At 29.8% G+C, this 25,203-nt stretch carries 22 protein-coding genes; 18 read left to right on the top strand and 4 right to left on the bottom strand.

Annotation, left to right across the window (positions count from 1 at the left end; all coding sequences use genetic code 11):
• From G507_RS0108860 to G507_RS0108770, 18 genes are all read left to right on the top strand, one after another.
• Nucleotides 1–1,028, top strand: a 1,028-nt coding sequence (locus G507_RS0108860) for a T9SS type A sorting domain-containing protein (protein ID WP_157496544.1), incomplete at its 5' end; no start/stop codon positions are given.
• A gap of 236 nt (nt 1,029–1,264) precedes the next feature.
• Nucleotides 1,265–1,654 (top strand): helix-turn-helix domain-containing protein, encoded by a 390-nt coding sequence (locus G507_RS0108855; protein ID WP_026717161.1) that lies wholly within the window; start codon nt 1,265–1,267, stop codon nt 1,652–1,654.
• A gap of 277 nt (nt 1,655–1,931) precedes the next feature.
• Nucleotides 1,932–2,897 carry an RES family NAD+ phosphorylase gene (locus G507_RS0108850; RefSeq protein WP_026717160.1) on the top strand — a complete coding sequence of 322 codons (966 nt, stop codon included), beginning with the start codon at nt 1,932–1,934 and terminating at the stop codon, nt 2,895–2,897.
• Between the two features lie 171 nt (nt 2,898–3,068).
• The gene (locus tag G507_RS0108845; protein WP_026717159.1) at nt 3,069–3,884 is read left to right on the top strand and encodes a hypothetical protein; all 816 of its coding nucleotides are present in this window, start codon (nt 3,069–3,071) and stop codon (nt 3,882–3,884) included.
• 128 nt (nt 3,885–4,012) lie between these two features.
• A complete protein-coding gene (locus tag G507_RS0108840; RefSeq protein WP_026717158.1) occupies nt 4,013–4,276 on the top strand; it encodes a helix-turn-helix transcriptional regulator in 264 nt (87 codons plus the stop codon).
• Between the two features lie 2 nt (nt 4,277–4,278).
• On the top strand, nt 4,279–5,541 hold the full coding sequence (locus G507_RS0108835) for a type II toxin-antitoxin system HipA family toxin (protein WP_035665937.1): 1,263 nt from the start codon (nt 4,279–4,281) through the stop codon (nt 5,539–5,541).
• A gap of 151 nt (nt 5,542–5,692) precedes the next feature.
• Complete coding sequence (locus G507_RS0108830; protein WP_026717156.1) at nt 5,693–6,421, top strand: DEAD/DEAH box helicase family protein; 729 nt, start codon at nt 5,693–5,695, stop codon at nt 6,419–6,421.
• Nucleotides 6,422–6,562: 141 nt separating this feature from the next.
• Complete coding sequence (locus G507_RS0108825; protein WP_026717155.1) at nt 6,563–8,395, top strand: restriction endonuclease; 1,833 nt, start codon at nt 6,563–6,565, stop codon at nt 8,393–8,395.
• A gap of 160 nt (nt 8,396–8,555) precedes the next feature.
• Nucleotides 8,556–9,395: a DNA damage-inducible protein D gene (gene dinD / locus G507_RS0108820; RefSeq protein ID WP_026717154.1), complete on the top strand. Its 840-nt coding sequence runs from the start codon at nt 8,556–8,558 to the stop codon at nt 9,393–9,395.
• Entirely contained in the window at nt 9,395–11,434 is a 2,040-nt protein-coding gene (locus tag G507_RS16680; RefSeq protein ID WP_051191557.1) for a site-specific DNA-methyltransferase, read from the top strand. The genes dinD and G507_RS16680 overlap by 1 nt, the downstream gene beginning before the upstream one ends.
• 2 nt (nt 11,435–11,436) lie before the next feature.
• The gene (locus G507_RS0108810; RefSeq protein WP_026717153.1) at nt 11,437–12,339 is read left to right on the top strand and encodes a hypothetical protein; all 903 of its coding nucleotides are present in this window, start codon (nt 11,437–11,439) and stop codon (nt 12,337–12,339) included.
• A 107-nt stretch (nt 12,340–12,446) separates the two neighbouring features.
• Nucleotides 12,447–12,632 carry a hypothetical protein gene (locus G507_RS0108805; RefSeq protein WP_157496542.1) on the top strand — a complete coding sequence of 62 codons (186 nt, stop codon included), beginning with the start codon at nt 12,447–12,449 and terminating at the stop codon, nt 12,630–12,632.
• Complete coding sequence (locus G507_RS0108800; RefSeq protein ID WP_026717151.1) at nt 12,629–14,398, top strand: ATP-binding protein; 1,770 nt, start codon at nt 12,629–12,631, stop codon at nt 14,396–14,398. The genes G507_RS0108805 and G507_RS0108800 overlap by 4 nt, the downstream gene beginning before the upstream one ends.
• 50 nt (nt 14,399–14,448) lie before the next feature.
• Nucleotides 14,449–14,868, top strand: a complete 420-nt coding sequence (locus G507_RS0108795) for a hypothetical protein (RefSeq protein WP_026717150.1) — start codon at nt 14,449–14,451, stop codon at nt 14,866–14,868.
• A 21-nt stretch (nt 14,869–14,889) separates the two neighbouring features.
• Nucleotides 14,890–16,581 carry a GmrSD restriction endonuclease domain-containing protein gene (locus tag G507_RS0108790; RefSeq protein ID WP_026717149.1) on the top strand — a complete coding sequence of 564 codons (1,692 nt, stop codon included), beginning with the start codon at nt 14,890–14,892 and terminating at the stop codon, nt 16,579–16,581.
• A 39-nt stretch (nt 16,582–16,620) separates the two neighbouring features.
• Nucleotides 16,621–19,992 (top strand): P-loop NTPase fold protein, encoded by a 3,372-nt coding sequence (locus G507_RS17545; protein ID WP_084518958.1) that lies wholly within the window; start codon nt 16,621–16,623, stop codon nt 19,990–19,992.
• 1,698 nt (nt 19,993–21,690) lie between these two features.
• On the top strand, nt 21,691–22,113 hold the full coding sequence (locus G507_RS0108775; protein WP_026717147.1) for a DUF6943 family protein: 423 nt from the start codon (nt 21,691–21,693) through the stop codon (nt 22,111–22,113).
• Between the two features lie 201 nt (nt 22,114–22,314).
• Nucleotides 22,315–23,280, top strand: a complete 966-nt coding sequence (locus G507_RS0108770) for a hypothetical protein (protein ID WP_026717146.1) — start codon at nt 22,315–22,317, stop codon at nt 23,278–23,280.
• 213 nt (nt 23,281–23,493) lie between these two features.
• Here the strand turns inward: G507_RS0108770 and G507_RS17765 are convergent, their stop codons facing one another.
• The 4 genes from G507_RS17765 to G507_RS0108750 all read right to left on the bottom strand — a co-directional run bounded on the left by G507_RS17765 (nt 23,494) and on the right by G507_RS0108750 (nt 25,194).
• The gene (locus tag G507_RS17765) at nt 23,494–23,667 is read right to left on the bottom strand and encodes a hypothetical protein (RefSeq protein ID WP_169627286.1); all 174 of its coding nucleotides are present in this window, start codon (nt 23,665–23,667) and stop codon (nt 23,494–23,496) included.
• Nucleotide 23,668: 1 nt separating this feature from the next.
• The gene (locus G507_RS0108760; RefSeq protein WP_026717145.1) at nt 23,669–23,935 is read right to left on the bottom strand and encodes a hypothetical protein; all 267 of its coding nucleotides are present in this window, start codon (nt 23,933–23,935) and stop codon (nt 23,669–23,671) included.
• Nucleotides 23,936–24,006: 71 nt separating this feature from the next.
• Nucleotides 24,007–24,399 carry a DUF5675 family protein gene (locus G507_RS0108755; protein WP_026717144.1) on the bottom strand — a complete coding sequence of 131 codons (393 nt, stop codon included), beginning with the start codon at nt 24,397–24,399 and terminating at the stop codon, nt 24,007–24,009.
• Nucleotides 24,400–24,435: 36 nt separating this feature from the next.
• Nucleotides 24,436–25,194 (bottom strand): hypothetical protein, encoded by a 759-nt coding sequence (locus G507_RS0108750; protein WP_026717143.1) that lies wholly within the window; start codon nt 25,192–25,194, stop codon nt 24,436–24,438.
• Nucleotides 25,195–25,203 lie beyond the last annotated feature (9 nt).

Below are 25,203 nucleotides of genomic sequence, written 5' to 3'. Positions count from 1 at the left end.
CTCTTATGGATTTTGTAATTAGTAATTCCTTTATTCAAAATCTTCGATTTTATCGTAACCCACAAACAGGTCAATATTATTTAACGAGTAATAAATCTAACTCTGGTAGTGCTACTGCTACATTGGGCACTACAACTGTTGCAGGTTCTTTTTTTATTGCCAGTTATGGTGTCAATGGTCAAAAACTTTGGCATCAAGAAGATGCTGCAGGAACATCTGGTAGTCTTTTTGAATCCTATGATTTAACAACAGACATTCTTAATAATATTTATTTTTCAGGCAGCGTATTTGGTAATAGTAGTGTTCTTTTTATGGGGTTCACTGTACCTCAAACTGGAGACAAACCCTTTATAATAAAGTTAAACCCTTCTGGAACTACTTTATTATGGTCAACCTATCCTCAAGATCTAAATGGTACCTATAACAGTTGTGGTTTAGCAGTCAATGGTTCAGAAATAGGATATACCGGTATGTGTTTTGGGTCTGCTTATACTTGGGGTTCACAAAGTATTTTTGCTTCTAATACCAATCAAGGTACAGAAGTTTTGTTTGGACGTTTTAATACAACTACTGGAGACTGTTTAAGTTTAGTTAAAATTCCTGGTGATAATGGTTATGGTGATTCGGGTTCATCCTTAGCTGTAGATTCATCAGGTGATTATATTATTGGTGGTGGTTTTGGACATCTATTAACAGTAAATGGTACAACCTTAATTAACGAAGGTTCACAAAGTGATTTCTTTATTGCAAAATACGCAACAACCAGTTGTTCCTTATCATCAAATGAGTTTGAAAAAGAGCAAGGTTTAAGCTTTTATCCAAATCCAGTAAACGATATTTTAACTATTGATATTAAAGAAAATTCTAATTACAGTTTATATAATCTTCAAGGAAGAACCATAAAACAAGGTAATTTATCTTCATCACAAAATACAATAGACTGCAGTCTATTAGTTTCAGGTTGTTATATGCTTCATGTAGAAGACAGTAATAACAACAAACAAGTGGTAAAAGTTTTAAAAAAGTAGAAACCCCTATGAATTACTATCTAAAGCAAAGCGATTTCACCACAAACTAAAAATCTATGATTCTATGTGTTTCAAAAACAGACAACAGACAACCAAAAACAAAATATAAAAATTTCTCTAATTTCTAAGATCTGTGTTCCAAAAAATTAATTTCACTATTCACTATTCACTATTCCCTATTCACTTTTTCCCTAAAACAATAACCAACATATTAAAAAATATACTATATTTGACTCATGAATACAACTACAAAACCTAAACACTTAGGCCGCAACATAAGCCGCATCCGAGAACTAAGAGGCATAAAGCAAGAAGCTTTAGCAATGGCAATTGGAGTAAGTCAACAAACCATCTCAAATATTGAAGGAAGTGAATCAGTGGACGAAGAAAAATTAGCACTTATTGCTAAGGAACTAGAGGTAACAGTGGATGCAATTAAGAATTTTTCTGAAGACGCTGTAATTAATTATTTCAATAATAACTTTTACGATAATAGTCATAGTAATGTTGGAAATACATTATGCACATTTAACCCACTAGACAAAGTAGTAGAATTATACGAACGTTTAGTGCAAGCTGAAAAAGAAAAAGTAGAATACTTAGAAAAAATATTGAACAACAAATAATCCCTTAATTTTATTTTTGTTAGTAAAAAGCTTCTCATTCGAGAGGCTTTTTTTATCCAAAAAAGTCAAAATGAGAGAAACCGTAAAATAGTATAATAATAAAGTATTATTTTTGGTCATGATTGGTTTATAAACTAATTAAATTTTAAATATCTAAATGTAATATAAGCTAAATAACGGCAAGTTTAATATGCTTAAACAGGTAAAGAAAATATAATAACGACTAAATTGGGTGTATAAATTGGTTTGCAATAAAATTTAATAAAAAGTCTTAAATATGGAACATTCTGAATTTCCAAACCTATCAAATGTTCGCAAAGCGATAAAAAAATTTGAACAGTTAAAATGGCCAGATTATGATGAAGGTAAGGAACTAGAGAATTTTATTGAAGAGTTTGATAAGATTATCACTTCTGAACTTGGTATTATTTTTAATTATTTAATGCCATTAAAGCACAAAGAATTTGCTTTAGGAATATTTAGGGCTCGTGAAGTTAATTCATTTAATAATATTAATTTATTTACTGAACATTCTTATCCACCACCTTCAATAACAAAATTTGGAAGATGTAATTTTCCAAAACACCCTGTTTTTTATGGCTCAAATAATGCAATTACAGCCTTAATAGAGGTAATTAGAAATACAAATGTGATAGGTAAAAGATTTTGTATTTCATCATGGAAAATAAATAACCCTGAAGAAAATTTAATCTTTGAGAATTTTCTTCAAGCTGATTTACATCCAGGAAATAATTTCAATATCCTTGCAAAAGCACAAATTAATAAAATAGGTGAGCCATTCAAAAACAAACTCAGTAAGTCGAAGAAGGAGGGAATGGTTGAGGTTATGAAGTTTCTAGACACTCAATTTCTAAATGATTCTAATTATTCATTTTCCGCAGCTTTAGCACACAGACAAATCTATGCAAGACATAACTATAATACCGATATACTGTTATATCCTAGTGTTCAGTCGGATAGGCAAGGTGTAAATTTAGCAATTAACCCAAATTTTGTTGATAATCATTTACAATTGAAACGTTGTTATATTGTAGAAGTAAATAGTTACGATATAAAAACAGGGAGGTTTAGTATTACTTTTTTCAAATATGGTGATGTTATTAAAAATCAGTTTTTCTGGAAGAAACTTGATCCAGAAGATGCCATATATCAAAAATATTTTAGAGAAGATTTCAAAGAATATATGGATAAAGATTATAAATTTGAATTTGAAAAACATTAAAAAGTATGTTAAATAACTATAATATGTTTAAAGTGCTAAATATTAATGTGTTATTAATAGTCTTCAAAAATTATACAAGAAGTTTTATACTTTGATTCTTTTTTAAATTTGCTTTAAATTCAAAATAAAGGAACATGTTTGAAGCAGTTATAAATCAACATCTTGGAAATAATGAAAAATTCAGATTTTATTATAGAGTGGGTCGATAAATTAAAATTCGAAATGGATTGCTTGACCTTTATGGAGGATGATATTCGAAAAGATTTTTATGGGTTAATTAATGATGTGGCTTATTGTTATTATAGACCATGGTTACTGTATGAGATATCATTTTTGACCAATCAAGAGAAACTTGAATTTGGAAGCCTTAATGAAAATATTCATATTAAAGCTATTAAGGCATTAACTAAAAATAGTGTGTCTTCAACTTCACATTTTAATTCTCTTAATAGAAATTTCATTTTAGACGCATGGTCAACTTTCGAAATTTGTGTAAATACTTTCTGTGAAGGTGTTTCTAATGCATATGAATTGGAGAGATTGCTAAATCATAAATATTCAGACTATATTAAATTGTTGCCTAAAGGGAAATTAAATGATGATGAACTAAAAGTTATTAAAACAAAACTTATTACTAAGCATCTTACTCACGTCCCCATAGTTAGAAAGACAGATGCATTGTTTAAAAAGACTGTCAGTTATTCAAGAAATATAGATGAAGATAAAAGGTTTTTACTTTTCTTTGGTGCATTGAGAAATACAATGCATTCAAATTTTATTTATTATGGAAAAACTTTTGAATATAAATTTGGTCATGCTATATTCAAATTTGAAGATGGTGAAATGGTAAAATGGTTCGATCCTTTTGAAGCAACTCCAAAACTATATTTTTATATGGTAGGTTATTTGAAAGATATTTGGAGAGCCTTAATTGATTCGATTAAATGGGAAGAAATAATTTATTATCCAAATCTTGAACAGCAATAACTGGTGTTATATGCATTCGTAGCAATTAATAAGTTAACGGCTCTACAATTTAAATTAAAAAAAATAACTATTTTAATAGTTAAACAGTGTATTTTTTACTATATTTGACCATTATAAAGGTTATTATCATGATAAACAAAGTAACAATAAAAGACGTAAAAGTCAAAATAGGGCAAGTATGCCAAAAAAAAAGAAAGGACTATGAAATGTCTAGAGATGAATTAGCTCAAGCACTAGATATATCTAGAACAACAATTCAAAACATTGAAAATGGTAAAAACGCTACTTTAGATAATATCCTAAAAGTGGCAAATCATTTCAGCATGTTGGAGGATATTTTCAAAGCGGTAGAAACGGCTGAAAACACAAACGATAATATTTCACTTTATTAATCATGGCTGATAAATTAATAGACGTTATCCTTTTTGGAACAGAAATCGGGAAATTAGGGTACGATATGGACCTAAAAAAATGCTACTTCCAATACAATCCTGATTTTTTGGAATCGCAAACATATACAAAAATATTTCCTTACATAATCCGTCGCATCAAACCAGTGCAAGTATTTAAAGAGTTTGAAGGGGAAACTTTTCGTGGGCTTCCTCCTATGGTTGCTGATTCATTACCAGATGTCTTTGGAAACATAATCTTCCAAGAATGGTTTACGGCAAAACATAAGGATCTAAAAATATCTCCTTTAGAACAATTAACTTACGTAGCAGATAGAGGTATGGGTGCATTGGAATATCGTCCAGTAAAAGAGCTACCAAAAGCATCAAAAATAGATATTGAAGAAATAGTAAATGTCCTGGAGAAGGTTCTAAAATTAAAAGACGATACTTCGGGGGAGAACCTTAGTGATTTATCATTATTAAACATTTTTAAAATTGGTACCTCAGCTGGTGGTGCAAGACCAAAAATATTAATTTCCGAACACAAAGAATCAGGTGTGATAATGGCAGGAGACAGAATTTATAGTGAGGAATACAACCACTATTTAGTAAAACTGCACATGAGTGAGGAAAGTAATTACAACAAAGAAAAGGTGGAATATGCCTATTACCTTTTGGCCCAAGAAGCAGGTATTGAAATGATGTCTTCAAAGTTAATCAACAACAAACATTTTGCAACGTTGAGGTATGACAGGCAAAACGGAGAGAAACAACATGTTTTAACGGCATCAGGTCTCACGGGCTGGGATTACAAACTTCCAGATGATTCTACTTATGAAAACCTTTTCAAATTGGCTATCGGATTAGAAGTACCGCATAAAGACCTGCAGCAACTCTTTAAACGTATGGTATTTAATATCATTTTTAGAAACGTAGACGACCACTTAAAAAACCACAGTTTTAGCTACAACAAAGAAAGTAATAGTTGGAATCTTGCACCTGCTTATGACCTTACCTATGCGCTGAATCCTTTACTGAACTTTACTAAAACTTCAAGAGCATTAGCCATCAACAACAAAAGACAAGATATTAACCAAAACGATTTATTAGCAATTGCGGAAGAATTCTCAATAAAAAATCCAAAAGGCATAATTAAAGAAATACAAGATCTAACATCAAAATGGATTGATATAGCTACAGAGTTAGAGATTCCAGAAAAAATTATTCAAACGATTAATAACGATTTAATTATTTTAGAAGCTTAGTTCATTAGTAAAAATAATAATTTCACCTATTTACGGTTTACCTCATTTTTATATCAATACCTTTTTCGTATTATTGTAAATAATTATTCTCAGAATAATTTATAGAAGGGAAACTAAATAAAAACCAACAATAATCCTCATAGAACAAAAGATGAATTTAAAGCTTGAGAATTTAAAATACCAAGAGACAGCAATACAATCTATTGTAAGAGTATTTGAAGGTACTGAAAAAAATACCTTTGATAATGCATGTTTTGAAGGTATTCGTTCTAATGTATCCAGACTTTCTTTTGACGATATTCAGGCTAGTATAAAGAATATAATCTTTGCAAATGGTATTTCGGAAGAGACAGCAAATCTATCAAGTGATAATGATATTTGTATTGAAATGGAGACAGGTACAGGAAAGACACTTGTTTATATTAAAACGATTTACGAATTATTCAAACATCATGGATTCACAAAATTTATAATTTTAGTACCATCAGTAGCTATTAGGCAAAATATTATTGGGACATTTAAAGCCTTTGATAAACAACTCGAAGATATCTACGGTTTTAAACCACATGCTTTTGAATATGATAGTAAGAAACTTCAAAAGGTAACTCAATTCATTGAAGATCAACACCCGCAAGTAATGATTATGACTTTGGCTTCATTCAATTCAGAAGACAAAATTCTAAATCAAGCACAACGAGAAGATTTATTTAATAATATACCATTCATTGAGGCAATTGGAAAAACAAATCCAATTATTATCATGGATGAACCACAGGAAGGAATGGATACTGAAAACTCTGTAAAACAAATTGCAAGATTAAATCCATTATTTAAAATCAGATATTCAGCTACCCATAAAGTGTTCAAAAATCTATTATAAAGGTTAACCCCTTATGATAGCTACAAAGCGGGTTTAGTAAAAAAAATTGAGGTACTAACCGTTACTGAAAAAAATGATGAAGCTTCACTTAAAATAGAATTAACTGATATCCAAACTGGTAAAGGAAATCCAAAAGTAAAATTGAATGCGTGGCATTTTAATAAAACAAATAATAAGATAGTTTTAAAAGCAACTGGTTGGCTTAATAATGGAGATAATTTAGGGGAGAAAACAAACAACCCTAGTTACCTCAATTATACAATTTCTCAAATAAACAAAAGCTTAAAAACAGGTAAATGGTCCGTTACATTTTCTAACGGTACAGAACTATTCGAGAAACAAATATCAGGGAGTTTAGAGAATGTTTGGGCATTACAAATTGAATGGTTAATTCACAGACATTTTGCCAAATCACAAAAATTAGCACCCAAAGGAATAAAATGTTTATCACTTGTTTTTATTGATAGAGTGGCAAATTATATGGGAGAAACACCAATAATAAAAAACCTATTTGTAGAGAAATACAAAGCGATTTACCCAGAATACAATAACGGCAACACTCCAACAAATGAACATATCCAAAGTCTACAAGGGTACTATTTTGCTCAAAAGGCTAGTGGTGAATTTGCAGACAACGAAGGTGGGGTTAAAGAACAAAGTAAAATATACGAATTAATTTTAAAAGGTAAAGAAGAATTATTAACATTATCTAATCCAGTTCAGTTTGTTTTTTCTCATTCCGCTTTAGGTGTCGGTTGGGATAATCCCAATGTATTTAATATTGCAACACTTAATAATTCATATTCAGAAATTAAGAAACGTCAGGAGATAGGTCGTGGTTTACGTATTTGTGTCAATCAGGAAGGAGAAAGAGTTTATGATGCTCCAGATGTTGATGAAAACGAACGCATTAATCAGCTAACAGTAATTCCAAACGAAACCTACGAAACATTTGTAACCCAATACCAGGAAGAAATTAAATCAGTTTATGGTAATACAAATGCAGGTGCCGGAATGACACATAATCATAAAGGTGTTGCAGCTGATGAAGTTAAATTCAAACGTAACCCTTCAAGTGAAATAGAAAAAGCGTTTAAAAAATATTGGACAGCATTAGCAAGAAAAACCGAGTATACTATGGCATTCAATGAAGAGAGCTTAATTAGTGAGTCGGTTGAAGGTATAAACGAAATAACAATTCCTGATTTTGTTATCGAAGCATCTAGTTTCTTAATAAATAACATAACAGAAGAAGGTAAAGAAGATACATTTCAAGGGTCAGAAAAGGTAGTCCAAAAATCAAACTTCACACCTTCAGATTTGATAGAGGAATTGAGTGAAAATACAGGAGTAAGTTATACCACATTATTAAAAATTATTAATAGGTTAACCAACCTCAATCAAATGGTTAAAAACCCACCTCGTTTTATCCACGAAGCATCAACCATAATTCGCAACATAGAATTAGACGAAATGATTCGAGGATTAGATTATAAAATTACTGGTGAAAGTTATCCTTTTGATTTCAATGATTTTATAAAGAATATTGATCAGAAAGGATATGTAGAAACGCCAAATAAAGGTGTTTTCGATAAAATGTTAGTAGATAGCGATGTCGAACGTAATTTTTCTTTAGATGCTGATAAAGATGCCGAAGTAGTTTGTTTCTTAAAGTTGCCAAGTTGGTACAAAATCAAAACACCAATTGGTAGTTATGAACCCGATTTTGGCTTGGTAATGAAAAGGAAAAGTTTAAAAACAGGAAATGAAAATGAGTTTTATTTTGTCATAGAAACAAAAGGGACAAATGACATAAAAGACAAAAAAGCATTAACAGAAAGTGAAGTTTATAAAATCCGTTGCGCAATGAAACACTTCGAAAAATTAGGATTAGAAGTACAGTATAAAGCACCAATCAAAGAATACAGTTTTTTTAAAACACAAGCAGACAAAGAAGTAAGCACGATTCAATAACAAAGTATCAGTTTCCTGATAGCAGGAAAGTGATAAAAAAAATAGTTTTTCAAGATAGTATTAAACCATTTTTCCAAAATCAGGTAAAAGATATTAAATAATATAAAATTTTTAATCTTAACAAATTCGATAAGTTAAAGAAAATAAAAATTAGCAACATATGAAAAGAGAAGAAATTTTACAATTGTTTCAACAGTTTGAATCAGTAGCATCAGAATTAGAAGGAGTTGAGTGTTGGAGTGCTAGGGAATTACAAAAATTACTGGGCTACAGTAAGTGGGAAAATTTTGAAAAAGTAATTAAGAAAGCAAAAGATGCATGTAATAATGCTGGTGAGGATGTAAATAATCACTTTCCTGATATCAAGAAGGTGATAGAAGCTGGTAAAGGAGCTCAACATATTATTGATGATATTGCTCTAACTCGTTATGCCTGTTACTTATTGGCGCAAAATGGTGATAGTAGAAAAGAAGAAATCGCTTTTGCTCAAAATTACTTTGCGGTGCAAACACGTCGTGCTGAAGTTATAGAACAAAGATTATTAGAATTCGAAAGAGTTAAGGCTAGAGAAAAACTAACACAGACAGAAAAACAACTCTCAGGTATATTATTTGAACGCGGTGTTGACAGTAAAGGTTTTGGAATCATTCGTTCAAAAGGAGACCAAGCTTTATTTAGATTGTCAACATTACAATTAAAAAAGAAAATGGGAATGCCAGACAACAGGCCAGTTGCTGATTTTCTTCCAACAATAAGCATAAAAGCAAAAGATTTGGCAGCCGAAATGACAGGACTTAATGTACAAAGCAAAGATTTAAAAGGGCAAAGTAAAATTGAAAGTGAACATGTTGCGAACAATAAAGCAGTTAGGAATATGCTAACGCAAAGAGGAATTGTTCCTGAGAACTTACCACCTGCAGAAGATGTTAAAAAAATACAACGTAAGTTAGATAGCGACGATAAAAAAGTCTTGAAAGAGTCTAAAAAGAAAAAGAAATAATGGAAACCATTAACGATTATATGCCATTAAGCAACGATTGGAACAACGAACGTTTACAAATCTTAAAACAACAATTTCCCGATTGGTTTACCTCTGAAGGAAATTTGAATATAGACGAAGTAAAAAAAGCGGTACATCCGGAAAGCATAAACGAAACAGAGCGTTACGAATTCCGTTGGTTTGGCAAAAGCCAAGCAAAGCGCAATGCTTTCACACCAAGTAATGCAACATTAGTTTATGATGAAGAGCGTAGTGTTAATCCTGATACTAGTGAAAACCTAATTATAGAAGGCGAAAACCTAGAAGTACTAAAGTTATTAAGTGGTAGTTACCGTGAAAAAATAAAATGTATCTACATAGATCCGCCATACAATAAAGACAAAGACTTTGTTTATTCTGACGTTTTTTCTCAAGATAAAAAAAGCTACTGGGAAGATTTAGAAGTTATTGAAAACGGAGTTAAGATTGATACAAATTCTGAAACTGACGGAAGATTTCATAGTAATTGGTTGAATATGATGTACAGTCGTTTGTTAATTGCTCGACAATTATTAAAAAATGATGGTGTAATTTTTATCTCTTTAGATAACAATGAAATTCATCATTTAAGAAAATTATGTGATGAAGTTTTTGGTGAAGAAAACTTTATTGAATGTATAACTTGGAACAAAAGGATTCCGAAAAATGATAAAGGAATAGGGAATATTCATGAGTATATACTAGTATATGTAAAAGATGTTACATTAAAACATGAATTTACAATGCGAAAGGATGGTATAGATGATATTGAAAAATTACGTTTAAAATTACAAAAAACTAAAACTCCATTATCTGAAGCTGAAATTCAAATTAAAAAATTATATAAGAAAAAAGATTATGATAGAGGGATTACATTATATAACTCATTAAGTCTTGATTATAGATTATGGGGTAAAATAAATATGAGTTGGCCAAATGCAGATACTTTTGGACCTACTTATGATGTTTTACACCCTAAAACAAATAAAGTAGTAAAAGTTCCAGATAGAGGATGGAGATGGAAATTGGATTCGATTGAAGAAGCTGCAGGATTAGTTGACGGTAGTTATAAAAGTATTGTCGAGTTACATGATGGTAGTTTTTTGTGTGGTAAAATTTGGTTTAGTAAAGATGAAAATACTCAACCAAGTTCAGTTACTTATTTAGATGAAGTAGAAAGTTTTTTGCTAAGATCAATATTATCTTCTAAAAGTGATGGCGGTATAGAGCTAGAAAAAATATTTGATGGCAAAAGTTTTTTCTCATATCCAAAACCAAGTTCGTTAATTCAAATGTTACTGAATTCTGTAAAGACGTCCGAAACGGATATTTTTTTAGATTTCTTTGCTGGTTCAGGTACAACTGGGCAATCAGTTTTTCAATTAAACCAGGAATCAGATTCAAATAAGAAATTTATTTTGGTACAAATGCCTGAAGCTATGAGTGAAAAAAGTGAAGCTTATAAAGCGGGTTATAAAAAAATAAGTGATATTACTATTGAACGTAACAAAAGGGTAATAAATAAAATAGTACAAGATAGAAAAACGCAACAACCTGATTTGTTTGCTAGTGATAAGAAAGAAGAAGCTTTAAAAGGTTTAGGTTTCAAAGTATTCAAATTACAAAAATCTAATTTCCCAAGAGTAGAGTTTGCTCCAAATCCAGAATTATCAGATGCTGAGAATTTAGAGCTATTAAAAAAATACATTGCAGATAAAGAAAGTCAGTTAGTTAATGCCTTTAACAAAGAGGAACTGATGACAGAGATATTGCTTAAAAATAACTTCTCATTAAACTATAAAACAGAGTTACAATCACAATTCAAAAAGAACGAAATCTTCTTAGCTTACGATGATGAAAAAGAAACGCTAATCTGTTTAGATGTGAGTATTGATTTAGAAACGGTAGAGTATTTCAAAACCAATACAGAGCAGAAATTCATTTGTTTAGAAAGAGCTTTAGATACTACCAAAAAGTATAATTTGAAGCATTATTTAGGGGATAAATTTAATGCGTTTTAATCATGAGTAGAACAGCAGATTACGCAATTCAAGGTTTTATTTATCAATTTATAATCACGTTTCAAAAAATTCTAGCAGATAGTTATGATTCAGATATAACTATTGAAGGTATTATAGAAGATATTGATATTTCATCTCCATTAGGTTCTGAAGTGTTTCAATGTAAGTATCATGAATGTAAAACCAAATTTACACTTTCCGATATTTATAAACCAGTATTGCAAATGCTTGTACATTTTAATAAAAATCCAAATGCAGGTATAAAATATAGGTTACATGCACACTTTCCAAACGAAATGGTTGGTTCAACTAAAAAACTTATAAAAACAGAAATAGAACAAATTTTAGGTAGTAAAGCAACAAAATATAAAACTTATGTAACAGAGTTGGCTGGTTTTGTTTTAGTAGATGAATTTATAGATTTATTTGAGATTCATTTTGGCGCTTCTTTGTTTGATACAGAAAAATCAGTTATTGTAGCACTTTCTCAGGAAGGTTTTAGTACAGCTGATGCAGAAGAAATTTTTTATCCAAATGCTATCCATTCTATTGCAGAATATAGCATTAAACACTCACCTTCTGAAAGAATAGTTAAAAGGTCTTCTTTTTTAAATAAACTTAAAGAAAAAAAGAAGACTGCAATTAATAGATGGACTAGAGAGCTTCAATCATATGAAAAATTATTAAAACAGCGCAGAAAACAACTTTCGGAAAATTTAAATTCAAATGGTAGGGTAAGAGTTCTATTGTTGGATAGTAATTATATTAATGATTTTGAAGCTTATGTACCTCAGTTAATTATAGATTTTGTTAATAAGTACAATAGCAAAATTAAGCTAAATCAAGCTCCAATTTTTAGTTTACTATGTGAAGAAGATATGATTATAATATTTGGAAAAAATTAACTAATAAAAACATTATTTCAGTTAGAGGTATTGAAGCAGGAGGTTTTGATGTTAAACGTTTTTTAAGAGAACCTTTGAAAATTTCAAATAGTAGCGTAGAATTTAAAGTGAGATTATGTAATCATGAAAGTGATTTTGAAGAGATATATGATTTAGCATCAATTGACGATATAATTGTTATTTCAAACGACAAATATCCTTTTGAAGCTTCAACAACAAGTAGCGTTGAAAAAATAATGACACCTGAAATTAAAGAAATTAAATACTTACTATCATTAACAAACATATTATGAGTCCAATGGAAATAGGAAAAGTTCTAGAGAGTTCACCAAATACTATATCAATTCAAATTGAAAATACAACTGTTTTTGAAGCAAACAAAAAAAAACTTCAAATTGGTAAGTATGTAGAGATTTCCGATGGTAATCTAAATAAAGTAGTTGCAATTATCCAAAATATTAAGTCAACAGTTGTTGAAAAATCTGGAGATTTAAAATTTATTTTACAGACGCAACCAATAGGTTATATAGAATCAGAAACATTTTTCAGAGGAACTTCTTTAATTCCGAGCCCAACAGAACCGGTATATGTTATGGAAGAGACTACTATGGGTTTGATTTATAGTTCTAATAAAGATTATAATTTTCCATTTGGTAAACTTGTACAAAATAATGGTGTTGAATTTAAAATAGATGCTAATAAATTTTTTGGTAAACACATTGCTTTGGTAGGTTCTACTGGATCAGGTAAATCATGTACTGTTTCAAAAATTTTACAAGATGTTGTCGGTATTAGTAATGGGAAAAATATGAATATTCAAAGTCAAAAAAATTCACACATTATAATTTTTGATATTCATTCAGAATATAAATCAGCTTTTGAACTACAATCAGATGAGAATTTTACTCTAAATATTTTAGATGCTGATAATTTAATGCTTCCTTATTGGTTAATGAATTCAGAAGAATTAGAAAGCTTGTTTATTGAAGGAAATGAAAATAACCATCACAATCAAGTCTCTCAATTTAAGCGAGCAGTAATACTTAATAAAGAAAAACATAATCCAACATTAAAGGATAAAGTAAACTATGATACACCTGTATATTTTAATATAGAGGAGGTTTATACTTATATATGGAATTTGAACCACGAAGTTGTAAGTAAATTGGTTGGAGAAAATTGCCCCAAATTAAGTGATACTACCTTAATTAAAGATTCTGAAAAACTTTTATATTTTGACGATAAATTAGACTTTGTAGTTCAATCTACTGCAGCAGCAACTAAAGCATCGAATGGTGCTTTTCATGGAGAATTTAATCGATTTATTTCAAGACTAGAAACCAAATTATCAGATAAAAGATTAGACTTTTTATTGCAATCAAAGAAAGCTGACGGCTCTTCGCATAATAGTGAAGATTTCGGGGATGTTTTGAAACAATTTTTGGGGTATTTAGATAAATCTAATGTTACTATTATTGATTTGAGTGGTATTCCATTTGAGGTGCTAAGTATTACGGTAAGTTTAGTTTCTCGATTAGTTTTTGATTTTGCTTTTCATTATTCTAAGATTAAACATGCTACAAATGATTTTAACGATATTCCTTTTATGATAGTTTGTGAAGAAGCTCATAATTATATACCGAAAACAGGTGGAGCAGAATATAAAGCTTCAAAAAAATCAATTGAAAGAATAGCAAAAGAAGGTAGAAAGTATGGCTTAAGTTTGATGGTTGTTAGTCAAAGACCTTCTGAAGTATCAGAGACCATTTTTTCTCAATGCAACAATTTTATCTCATTAAGATTAACGAATGTTAATGATCAAAACTATATAAAATCATTAATGCCTGAAAACTCAAATGCAATAGCAGATATTTTGCCAAATTTAAGTTCTGGTGAATGTTTAATTGTTGGCGATGCGACATTAATGCCATCTGTTGTAAGACTTGATATGCCAAATCCTCAACCAAAATCTCAGTCAATTAAATTTCAAGATGAATGGCAAAAAGATTGGAAAGATGCTAGTTTTGATGACGTCATTAAAAGGTGGAAAAAAGAATAAAATTGGTAAAAAAATATTTTTACTTTAAGAAGTAACTAAAAAGCATTGATATGAATATTGATAAAGTGATTGATATAAAAGATTGTAAAAGAGGCTATGTTTTAAGAGGAATTACAAACCATCATGTTAAAATAGAAAATGGAAAACCAATAAAAGGACATTTTATGGTCTTTTATGATAGTATTGATGGATTTGATTTTCAAGGAGCTATGATTACTTCAAAAGATTACAATGGTAAAAATGCACCAATGCAAGAAGAACATTTCTTTATCAAAAACAATTCCGAAGAATATTTTAAAGTAACTTTTAACAATTCACATATGGTAAATGCAAAGCTTCATAAATTCTATGATATGGGTGAGTTTATTTTTGTTGGTTTGCTTACTCCAAATGGTGTTACATTCATGGAAGAATTAATCAGTGATTTACCATTAATTACATGGGAAAAATATCTTAATAATAATATCTAATACGTTTAATTTAAAATAATAATGAGCACATCATTACAAAACACATCAGTAAAATACTCAGACCTTTTGAGTGAGATAGAAACCGGTCAGGTTAAAATCCCACAATTTCAAAGAAAGTTTGTTTGGAACATAAAAGATTCAGCTAAGTTATTAGATAGTATCATTAAAGGATATCCAATTGGTACATTTATTTATTGGAGAACGAATGAACGCTTGAGGTCAGTTCGTAATTTAGGAAACATAGCTTTACCAGAGCCTAAACAAGGTGAATTTGTAAATTATGTATTAGACGGGCAACAACGATTAACGTCACTTTATTCGGCTTTAAAAGGAGTCAAAATTGGAGAAGAGAATGGTAAAATAACGGACTATTCAGAAATTTACATTGATTTATTAGCTTCTGATGATAATGATATTATAACTACGGATATTGAAAATAGAAATTCTGAAAGCATAATAAAAGTAACCGATTTAATGAAAGGGGGCTATGCAATTTTTAAAACCTTTCCCGATGAGTATCACGATAAACTAGATAATTATAAAAATGTACTTACAGGTTATACCTTTTCGATAATAAATTTAAAAAATGCGCAAATAGATGTTGCTACTGAGGTATTTACAAGATTAAATGTAGGTGGTAAATCTTTATCTCTTTTTGAGATTATGGTAGCTAAAACCTATCATATTTTTGATTCAAAAGCGAATAGTTCTGAAGAAGAGCAAATTTTCGATTTATCTGTAAAATACGAAGAATTGTCAGCAGAATTAAGTGCAAGCCATTACGATACTATTCCTTCGGCTACTATTCTACAGGTGGTGTCAATTTTATTAGAGAAAGATTGTACAAGAAAAACAATCTTAAAATTAGACAAAATGGCTTTCATAAATATTTGGGATGAAACGGTCAGTTGCATAAAGAGTAGTATTGATTTTTTTAGAAGTTATGGTATTGTAGTGGGAAGGATATTGCCATATAATGCCTTATTAGTGCCTTTTAGTTATTTTTTCTATAAACACAAACACAATCCAACGGGTGAAGTTAAAAAGAGATTGGAAGATTTCTTTTGGAGAGCGTCATTAGGGTTTAGATACTCATCAGGGGTCGAAGGTAAATTAGTCCAAGATATTGCAAAAATAGATAAGATTATTGCTGGTGAACTACCTAAATATGAATGGGCAGTAATCGTAAATAAGGAGTTTGTCGAAACGAATGGATGGTTTAGTACTGGCAAATCTTTTAATAAGGCTATTTTATGTCTTTTTGCAAAACAAAAACTAAAGTCTTTTGACAACAACCTGGACGTAATTATTGATAATAGCTGGCTGAAGATTGCCTCCAGTAAAAATTACCATCATTTCTTCCCAAAGTCTTGGTTAGCTAAAAACAAAAAAGAGTTAGATTATTACTATGTAAATCATATTGTCAATATTACAATTGTTGATGGTTTTTTGAATAAAAATGTAATTAAAGCGAAAAGTCCAGCAACTTACATGAAAACTTTTAATTCAAAAAATGATGAACTAGAAGAAACAATGAAAACTCATTTTATAGACATCAATAAAGATGGTATTTGGGAAAATGATTATGATACATTTTATAATAACAGATTAGATAGAATTGCTACCGCATTGAATAAATTAATTATACCTCAAGAGACCCCAAATATAGAATATGAGGTATATGAAGATGTAGAAGAAAATATAGAAAATTAATCATTTAAACAGTTAACCTTTAAATTCAAATTTGTTATTATGAACGCTAATTACGATTACAATATCTTAAAAGAAGAAGTTGAAGGTTTCGATGAATTTGAGGTACAAACACATGAAAAAATTAAGTGTTCAATAATCAATTTATTAAATAAAGAAGCTGTAGGTATAAACATTGGCTTAGCGGGTACTTGGGGCTCAGGTAAATCAACAATTATAAACCTACTAAAGAATGCTAAGGAAAGTAAAAAAAACTTTACTTTCTTTTATTTTGATGCTTGGGCCCATGAGGGAGATCCATTAAGAAGAATCTTCCTTGAAAGTTTTATTAATTCATTAAAAGAGAATACTACTGACGAAAATATTATAAAAGCTTTAGAGAAAAAAAGGAAAGTAATTTCAAGAGAAGAAGTGATTAAAACGATTAAAGTAAATAAAACTACAACTGAGTTGGGTATTTATTTAAGTATGGCTACTTTGATTTTTACAATTGGAGCTGCAGTTTTATCCTCTATTAATTATGATCACTTAACTATTGGTTTTAAGTATTCAACCAATTGGCCTTTTATAATTGCTTCAACATTAGCATCAACTCCATTTTTAGTGTTATTATGTAATTATATTAATCTAAAGAAAAATAAATTAAACCCAAAAGATTTAAAAAATTGGGCATTTATTCATAACAGCGGAACTGAAACAATTACAGAAGAGGTTTCGGAGGATGATGAAAGAACTTCTATAGAATTTGAAAAATTTTTTAAAGAAATAATTGAAATATTTGACAAAGAGGCAAAAAAAAAAATAATTCTAATTCTTGATAATCTTGATAGGGTTGAAGCAAGTGTATCTCTAAATATTTGGTCAACTTTACAAACTTTTATACAACATAGAAATCCAGCAACTAAAGATTATAATTCCTTTAAAAATGTATTCTCAATTATACCGTACGATGAAGAAAGTTTAAAACGTATTTGGAATAACCATGATGTTAATGAAGATAATCTAATTAAAAAAAACAAAAGTAATTCAAATTCTTTTTTTGACAAAAGCTTTCAAATAAGAATAGATGTTCCAAAACCTATTTTATCAAATTGGACAAACTATTTAGATAAAATGATTGCTAAATGTATGCCAAATTGGCCCGTAAAGGATAAGAGAGCAATAACACAGGTTTTACAATTGACTAGGGAAAATGTGTTAGACAATCCTAAGCCACGAGAAATTAAAATTTACTTAAACCAAATAGCTTTCTTTAGAAACCATTTTGAAAAAGAAATAAGTACAAAGACTATAGCTTTTTTTGTATATAAAAGGTTTTTAAAAGGTTTATCAAATGATGAAATCACTAATTATTTAATTGATAAATCAAAAATTCAACCAAATGAATTTAATATAATTAATGATGAATTAATTAATGAATTAGCTGCAATAGTTTATGGCGTAAATAAAGAGGAAGGTAAACAAACATTAATCGGTCAACAAATAGCTAAAGCTTTTGAAACAGATGATAGCGAATTGTTAAAAGATATATCTGATAATTTTAATAATATTTTTTGGCATGTTTTCGATAACTTAATCAATAAAATTACAACTTTAAATGATTATTTAAAATACGCAATAGTTGTTAATAACGCTTTTAAAGAAATAGACGAAAATCTTAGAAATAACTTTATTGTTAATTTTACTAGATCTATCAATTCAGATAAAAATTATAGTGATAGACTTAACAAATTGATGAATTTAAAATATACAAGTGCAGTTGATTTACTAGTACGATACAAAAAGACAGGAGAAATAAATAGCCTTTGGTTAAAGTTCATTAAAATATTTCAAGACTCTGATAAAAACAATGAGATTGAAAATGAAGATATTTTTATAGATACTGCTTATTATTTTATTCAGAACGAAGAAATATCATTTCCTCAAAAAGAATTAGAACTGAAGTTCGAAACATGGAAAAAGATAAGTATAAATCCAAAGTATGGTTTATTATCTAAATATTTTTTCCCAACTGAAGAAAATTTTATTAATGTTAGCAACGAAATTAAACAGGGTGTTTTAGTACATCAAGATACTATAACTTCTTTAGAAAATTCTTTGTATTACAACAGATTAAATATAAGTTATTTATTAAATAAGTTAGAAAATCATTTCTTCTGGAATCATGGAAACCAACAAGGAAATACAGTTAATTTTCAAACTATAGAATTATTTGAAAAAGTATTTTATAATTACAAAGAGTACGAATATGCTAATTTTTTTGGCAATCCATTTTTCTATGCATACTTACACGCATCTTTAAATCAGGATAGTAATGTTGGGAAAAGAATTGCAATTTTTAGTGCTTATTATTTTAATTCTGATTTTAAAAATATTAAGCAAAAAGTACCTCAAAATAATCAACTAAGTATTTTATCCTTAAATCATATAATAAATTTTTGGTCAATAACTAGTGAAGAAAATGCACAATTCACTTATGATATTTTAAAGAATAATAAAAACCTTAATTTGATATGGTGCCTAACAAATAACACAAATTTTAATTTAGTTTACGAGATCATAAATCTAATTGTTGAGAATAATGATTTTGGAACTTTTTATATAGATAATTCATTTCAAATACTAAAACAACTTAATGAAAATGAAAGCGAGGGTTTTAATGTTGCACATGTTACTAGTAGATTCGTGGAACATTCAAACCTTCTTAATAATTTAATTAAAAATGAAGATTTAGACTATGAAAAAGATACATATTTGCTTTATCATATTTTAAAAACATCGAATTCAATTGAATTAGTTGAAAAGGTAAAGTTAGAAATATCAAATTTAGATAAAGAAGTCTACGTAAATTCTCTCAATAATAATGACCATCTTTTTGATGTTTTATTATTATTACAGAACACAGATATAAATTTAAAATTAAACTTTTTAAATGAAGTTTTATATAGTTTTATTAAAGGTTCATTATTGATAAACAATCCAGTATATCAATTTGATGATTGGCACAAAAATAATTGGACTGATATTATGAATTTACTAGATGAAGACAATATTTCTAACTTTTCAGATAAAATCACCATTTTAATAACAAATGAAAAAGTAAATTTAAAGGAAGATTTTTTTATAATTAATGAACAATTTATTAATGTAGATCTATTAACAAGAAATATTATTTCTGATATAGATAATTTTCAAATTTACATTCAAGAAGCAGTAAATAATTGTGATAATAAATTAATCGAACTAAAATTTATAGATAATATTCTCAAAATTGACGGTGATAAAAAAATTAAAATTAAAAGAACTTTTAAACCAGTGTTAGCAAGTAATATAAGTGAAATAGTAGAAACATCAAAATCTATTGAAGTACATACTATTCTTGATAATATAAAACGGCATTTTAATATCAAATAAATTACTATTTATAAAGTACCTAATTAACAGACCTAAAAATCGCTCCTAGGCCAAATATTTATTGCATTTGTTTTTTGTTTTCTTCATTTTAATGTTTTTATTTTTTCTTATAAGAATGTGTTTTTTCATTTGATAATAAATTCAAGTTTTACATCTCAATTGCCGTACCTTTCCACCGCTCCTAAAAAAAAGTACTGTCATGGTTTTTGTCCCACCGCACAACAAGCACTTTGCCTGATAGCTATAACGATTCATCAAATTTTAAAAACCCAATAAGCCACCAGTCAAAGAGCTTACCCTACCGCAACAAAAACACGTACGCTACGCAACTCATGCCAGTACTTTTTTCTCCCAAGCTGTTTAACATAATGCAGTCTTATAGTGCATAACAGCTTTATTTATTGAAATCGGGTTTGTCACGCACTATAAGATGACATTATGTTAAACAGCCCCTCGTCCAACGCGCGAGCCAGTGGTTCAGCGGCAACATTTTTAATAACCCCATCGCATCACCCCGTTATTAAAAACACCACCACTTCACCACTGTCATAAACACGTCTCTTTTTCATATGAAGTCTGTCTTCTTTTAGCTGCTAATCAAAAATACGTTCACTGTCTTTATCTTCTTTGTGTTTAATAAGGTTAGTATTTGCATTGCTTTTTGTAAATGCTATCAAACCTCTAATGCTTCACCACTAACAAAAAAGCATTCACAAAAATCAAATCCCCAGCAAGAGTGCTTTCCTATCTCTATAACCACAATCAAACTAACTGAACACTAAAAACTGTCAACTGAACACTAGTAAAACACCCTTGCCCGCGCTTCTGCACCGTCGCACTAGGTAAAAGTTTATTATTGTTTTTGTAAATGCTTCCCATTTTCAAATCAAAATTCTTTTTCTCTATTCACCATTCACTTCTCACTCACAAAAAAGCATTCACATAATCAAATTCCCCAGCAAGCGTGTTTCCTTATTTCCATAACCACAAACAAACAAACTGAACGCTAAAAACTGTAAACTGAACACTAGCAAAACACCCTTGCCCGCGCTACTGCACCGTCGCACTAGGTAGCAATTATTGTTTTTTGTAAATGCTTCCCTTTTTCAAAATGATTTTAACTGCTAACTAACAACTGAACACTGCCAACTGAATTTAAGGCATTCACAAAAAGCAACCAAGAACAAAGAGTGTTTTTTACCAAATGTTTAACCACAATCCAACTAACTGAACACTAAAAACTGAACACTGAACACTAATAAAACACCCTTTGAAGAACTATCATTTCCACATCAAAATTCAGTACTTCAGAAAGACATCAGTTTTCAATTCATATTTACGTTTATTTCAAAAAAAATAAGAAAAAAAAGAAAACAAAAATATATTCCAGGTATTCAAAAAAGCAAGTTCAAGCCCTTTGGGTTTTGGAAAAAATCTCCACCCTACAATTGTCATTGCGAGACGGCACGTCGTGGCAATCTCGTCTAGTTTTCGACAAAACTCTAGTATAAAAACCGGGTAGTATTTTTTCCAAAAAACTTGCTTTTTTGAAACCTTCCACAAGAACAGTCGGCTTTCTTTTTTTCCTTTTTCTTTTGAAAAAAATTGTGGTGGGATGTGGGGTAGCATCAACACCTGCTTTTCAGTTGAAAAAAGGTAGTAAAGGGAAATTATGTCTAATTTTTAAAAGCCAAAATCATGTTACAATTTTCTATTAAAACCTACAAAAAAGGGACTACTTACCAAAATCCTCACATCTTTATCCTAAACAAAGGAATGAATGCCGGAAAACCCTCAAAAGAACCATTTACAAACAGTTTTGTAATCATTTTTCAAAACAAAGAAGATTACGAAACCGTTTATTTAACAGCTTACGCACTCTGGAAAACAAAGTTCTGGCACCAGTTTCTAATTGGTTCAGTAATTCCTTTTTTAAGGTTATGTGATGTAAGAAAAGAATTCTCCCCAAAAGCAAATCAAGAAATTAAGGACCACAAAGAGCATGAAAAAAACATCCAAACCATTAAGCTGCTAGAACAAAGTGAAAAACGCTTCAACGAAAACCTAGCACTAATAAGCGATATTAAGAGAACAATTCTTTACAGGTATTGTAACAGGTAATATTAAATTCTAATAAGCTAAAATATATTATTATTTTAGCTTATTATTGTTTGATGAAAACCATACATATACACCAGAATTATTAGTGATATGTATTACTGAATCATATATATTAACAAGTTGTGCGTCATTTTATCGCAAAATCGTAGAAAATATGACTTCCAAAAAATAAATCGCAAAAAGATTAAAAAACAAGACTGGATGAATATTGATAATTTTAAACCAAAATCTGAAAATCACATCTTAAATAGAATGTGGAATAACGAATATGGATTAGAATTTCAAGAAATGATAAAAAGCTTTACAGTATTTCTGGATTCTAACAGAAAATTAGATTTACTGAAAGATAAATTATTCTTAAAACAGAACAATATATCAACTGGTCAATTAAATCAATATATCCAATCATCTCTTGAATGTACTGTTGTTAGATATTTTGCTGAAAATTTTCCTGAAGATTTCAAATACGAAAAAAAATTAATAGAAGGGAGTAATTCTGATGTTGAATGTCAATTCAAAATAAATAATTTAACATTCAATATCGAGGTAAAAGCAAGTTCTTATATAAATGATAATTTAGAAAACAATGATGTATTCAAACTTAGAGCAATAGGTCATTTAGATAATTATACAGAAGTACATTCACTCTTAAAAACATTTTTACCAAATCTTGAATCAGAAAAAAGATATGACAATAATTTAGGGTCACATTTAAAGTCAACTCAAGCAAAATTGCCCAGAGATAATAATAATATTTTTTGCAATGTACTAATTATTGGGTGTAATGATTCAGATGATATTCAAAATCAATTTCATTATTTATCTTCAAAAGATAAAGGATTTTTCTCTGAAAATCCACTCGTTAAACATAGTGAATTTGATTTAGTTGATATTGTTTTTTTAAGTAATTTGTTTTTTAAACATAATTCTGAGATAGAAAAACCTAAATTAGGCAAAGATTCGTGGCAATTTGAAAAATCATTTATAATTGGTTTTCGAAATCCATTTAGAAAAGACGAAAAACAAGAACATTTAGACTTAATAGAAGCAAATATTCCAAATTACACAAAAAGTTTTATGCAATATAAAGGCGGACCAGAATTCTTTAGATTAAAGCACTTTATCCATACAGAATTAGGAATGAACAGGAAAATCTATCACTATTAAAAAAACGAACGCACAACACACGTTTTGCGCTATTGCGAATTTTGTGCAAGCCGGACTATTTTCTTTCGCAAGAAATATTATCTTTAACAGAAAATAATCAGTTCCGAACTTCGCAACAGCGCAAAGCGTGGGAACGTTCAAAAACAAAAAAAAGCCTGGTCTAACGACTAGGCTTTCTCATTGCTCAGAAAAGGTTACCAATCAAAACTGAGTTTATTTTTTCTTTCCTGTAAAGTGTTTTAACAACAACGTTACACTAAAGCTTACAACTGCTCCAACAAAGGCTAAAACAACGGTTCTAAATATATCTGCTGAGGTGATATTAGGTGCGACACTCAAAGCAAATCCACCAATTGTTCCTACTTTCAAAGATAAGGAATTATCCATTTTATCCAACATCTTTTTCAGGATTTACCTCTTTTTTTTGTGTTGTTTTTTGGTCATTCAAAGTCTTATCTTCTACAGTAATCTGACTCACTGCAGATAGAACTCCTCCAGCAACAGCTGCATAACCAGCAACAGTAACAAGTACAGTAGGCAAAGCAACCGGAGCAGCAATTATACTTCCACTTACTGCTAATAGGGCTAATCCTATTGTGCGTAATACTTTAAAGAATTTCGGTGTGGGTGCCTGGGCACGATCAACTACATTCATATTTTCTCTTTTTTAATTCCCGTGAAAACGGGAATCTCTTCATTATAGAACAGATTCCCAAATCACAAGATTTATTCAACAATCAATTCTACACTTTCTTCTCGGTCTAAAGCAACATAAACAAACGTTTTAAGCTTCTCAAATGCTTTTCTCGACATAAGTCCTAAACCTGGTCCAGAAAGTTCCGTAACAGGAGCAATACAACCATTCAACTCTTTCAAAGCATTATTAGCGGGATGAAACAAAATCAAACTTCTATTTTCAACATCAACCACCTCCAAATGCCATTTAAATTTCTGACTATATCGCTTTCTAATAAAATATTTCCCTTCCGGAATACACGAAACACGCTTTTCATTTCTCTTCCAAGGCAACTCAATTGTATTACAAATGACCTTGCCCTCACATTGTATAGTTCCGTTAGTTCCGTCAGGGAAATAAGTTCTTGTTAAAAACAAAATCATACTTCTAAATTCTGACTTCTAATTTCTAACTTCAGATTAAACTCCACTGTCAACTGCAGCCATCGATAATGGATTAAAAGCACCATTTTTCAATGAATACATTTGTCCATTAATCTCTTGGTAAAATTCAACACCTAAAGCCAAAAACAAAGGCTTAGTTGAGTTAGCCGTTACCACATTAGTCTGACTAATCACTGCAGTAGGAGTAGAGTCCCATGGCATGATAGGAGTTTCAGAAGTCGCAACCACAAAAGTTTCAGCTTCAAAATCTACCTCAGCACCTCCAGATATAATCTTAAAGTGAGTAGTTCCACTAGGAGCTGCAATCATGTTCCCTGGAACAAATGATGCAATATCCACTTTAACCTCTCCAGCCGCACGGTCAATACTTGCCACATAAGGAGCAAACAAAGAAGTTCCTAACTTCCCACGAATATTGAATTCAAAACCAAATAACAATTCAGCCTCTCCATCAATAACGTTTCTTAAACCTCTCTCACTCACCAAATCCGCTTGGATTACTTTAACCATTCTTTGAGTAAGTCTACTCACCATTCTACCATCGGCAGAATTTAAAAGTAACGGTCTAAGGGCCGTTCTTAAAAGCTTACCAGCTTTTCCAGCTCTACCAAATTCAGAACCATTCTCACGAGTTCTCTGAAACGCAGGATCACTTTTGATTCTACTAGCATCAATTCCACCTTTTTCACGAGCCAAGTGCCCATCTTGCGTTTTGTAAAAAGTAATATCTCCGATAGTACCTTTTAATTTAATTATGCCTTTCTGTCTAGCCATAACTTCAAA

Source organism: Flavobacterium gelidilacus DSM 15343 (assembly GCF_000422685.1).
GTDB classification, from domain to species: Bacteria; Bacteroidota; Bacteroidia; order Flavobacteriales; family Flavobacteriaceae; genus Flavobacterium; species Flavobacterium gelidilacus.
The sequence above is the reverse complement of the archived record's forward strand: the minus strand, read 5'-3'. Positions and strand labels throughout refer to the sequence as shown.

Bases quoted from the DNA above. Each gene is read 5' to 3' on its own strand.
- G507_RS0108855 (WP_026717161.1), top strand. From the start codon at position 1,265: ATGAATACAACTACAAAACCTAAACACTTAGGCCGCAACATAAGCCGC.
- G507_RS0108850 (WP_026717160.1), top strand. From the start codon at position 1,932: ATGGAACATTCTGAATTTCCAAACCTATCAAATGTTCGCAAAGCGATA.
- G507_RS0108845 (WP_026717159.1), top strand. From the start codon at position 3,069: ATGAAAAATTCAGATTTTATTATAGAGTGGGTCGATAAATTAAAATTC.
- G507_RS0108840 (WP_026717158.1), top strand. From the start codon at position 4,013: ATGATAAACAAAGTAACAATAAAAGACGTAAAAGTCAAAATAGGGCAA.
- G507_RS0108835 (WP_035665937.1), top strand. From the start codon at position 4,279: ATGGCTGATAAATTAATAGACGTTATCCTTTTTGGAACAGAAATCGGG.
- G507_RS0108830 (WP_026717156.1), top strand. From the start codon at position 5,693: ATGAATTTAAAGCTTGAGAATTTAAAATACCAAGAGACAGCAATACAA.
- dinD (WP_026717154.1), top strand. From the start codon at position 8,556: ATGAAAAGAGAAGAAATTTTACAATTGTTTCAACAGTTTGAATCAGTA.
- G507_RS16680 (WP_051191557.1), top strand. From the start codon at position 9,395: ATGGAAACCATTAACGATTATATGCCATTAAGCAACGATTGGAACAAC.
- G507_RS0108810 (WP_026717153.1), top strand. From the start codon at position 11,437: ATGAGTAGAACAGCAGATTACGCAATTCAAGGTTTTATTTATCAATTT.
- G507_RS0108800 (WP_026717151.1), top strand. From the start codon at position 12,629: ATGAGTCCAATGGAAATAGGAAAAGTTCTAGAGAGTTCACCAAATACT.
- G507_RS0108795 (WP_026717150.1), top strand. From the start codon at position 14,449: ATGAATATTGATAAAGTGATTGATATAAAAGATTGTAAAAGAGGCTAT.
- G507_RS0108790 (WP_026717149.1), top strand. From the start codon at position 14,890: ATGAGCACATCATTACAAAACACATCAGTAAAATACTCAGACCTTTTG.
- G507_RS17545 (WP_084518958.1), top strand. From the start codon at position 16,621: ATGAACGCTAATTACGATTACAATATCTTAAAAGAAGAAGTTGAAGGT.
- G507_RS0108775 (WP_026717147.1), top strand. From the start codon at position 21,691: ATGTTACAATTTTCTATTAAAACCTACAAAAAAGGGACTACTTACCAA.
- G507_RS0108770 (WP_026717146.1), top strand. From the start codon at position 22,315: ATGAATATTGATAATTTTAAACCAAAATCTGAAAATCACATCTTAAAT.
- G507_RS17765 (WP_169627286.1), bottom strand. From the start codon at position 23,667: ATGGATAATTCCTTATCTTTGAAAGTAGGAACAATTGGTGGATTTGCT.
- G507_RS0108760 (WP_026717145.1), bottom strand. From the start codon at position 23,935: ATGAATGTAGTTGATCGTGCCCAGGCACCCACACCGAAATTCTTTAAA.
- G507_RS0108755 (WP_026717144.1), bottom strand. From the start codon at position 24,399: ATGATTTTGTTTTTAACAAGAACTTATTTCCCTGACGGAACTAACGGA.
- G507_RS0108750 (WP_026717143.1), bottom strand. From the start codon at position 25,194: ATGGCTAGACAGAAAGGCATAATTAAATTAAAAGGTACTATCGGAGAT.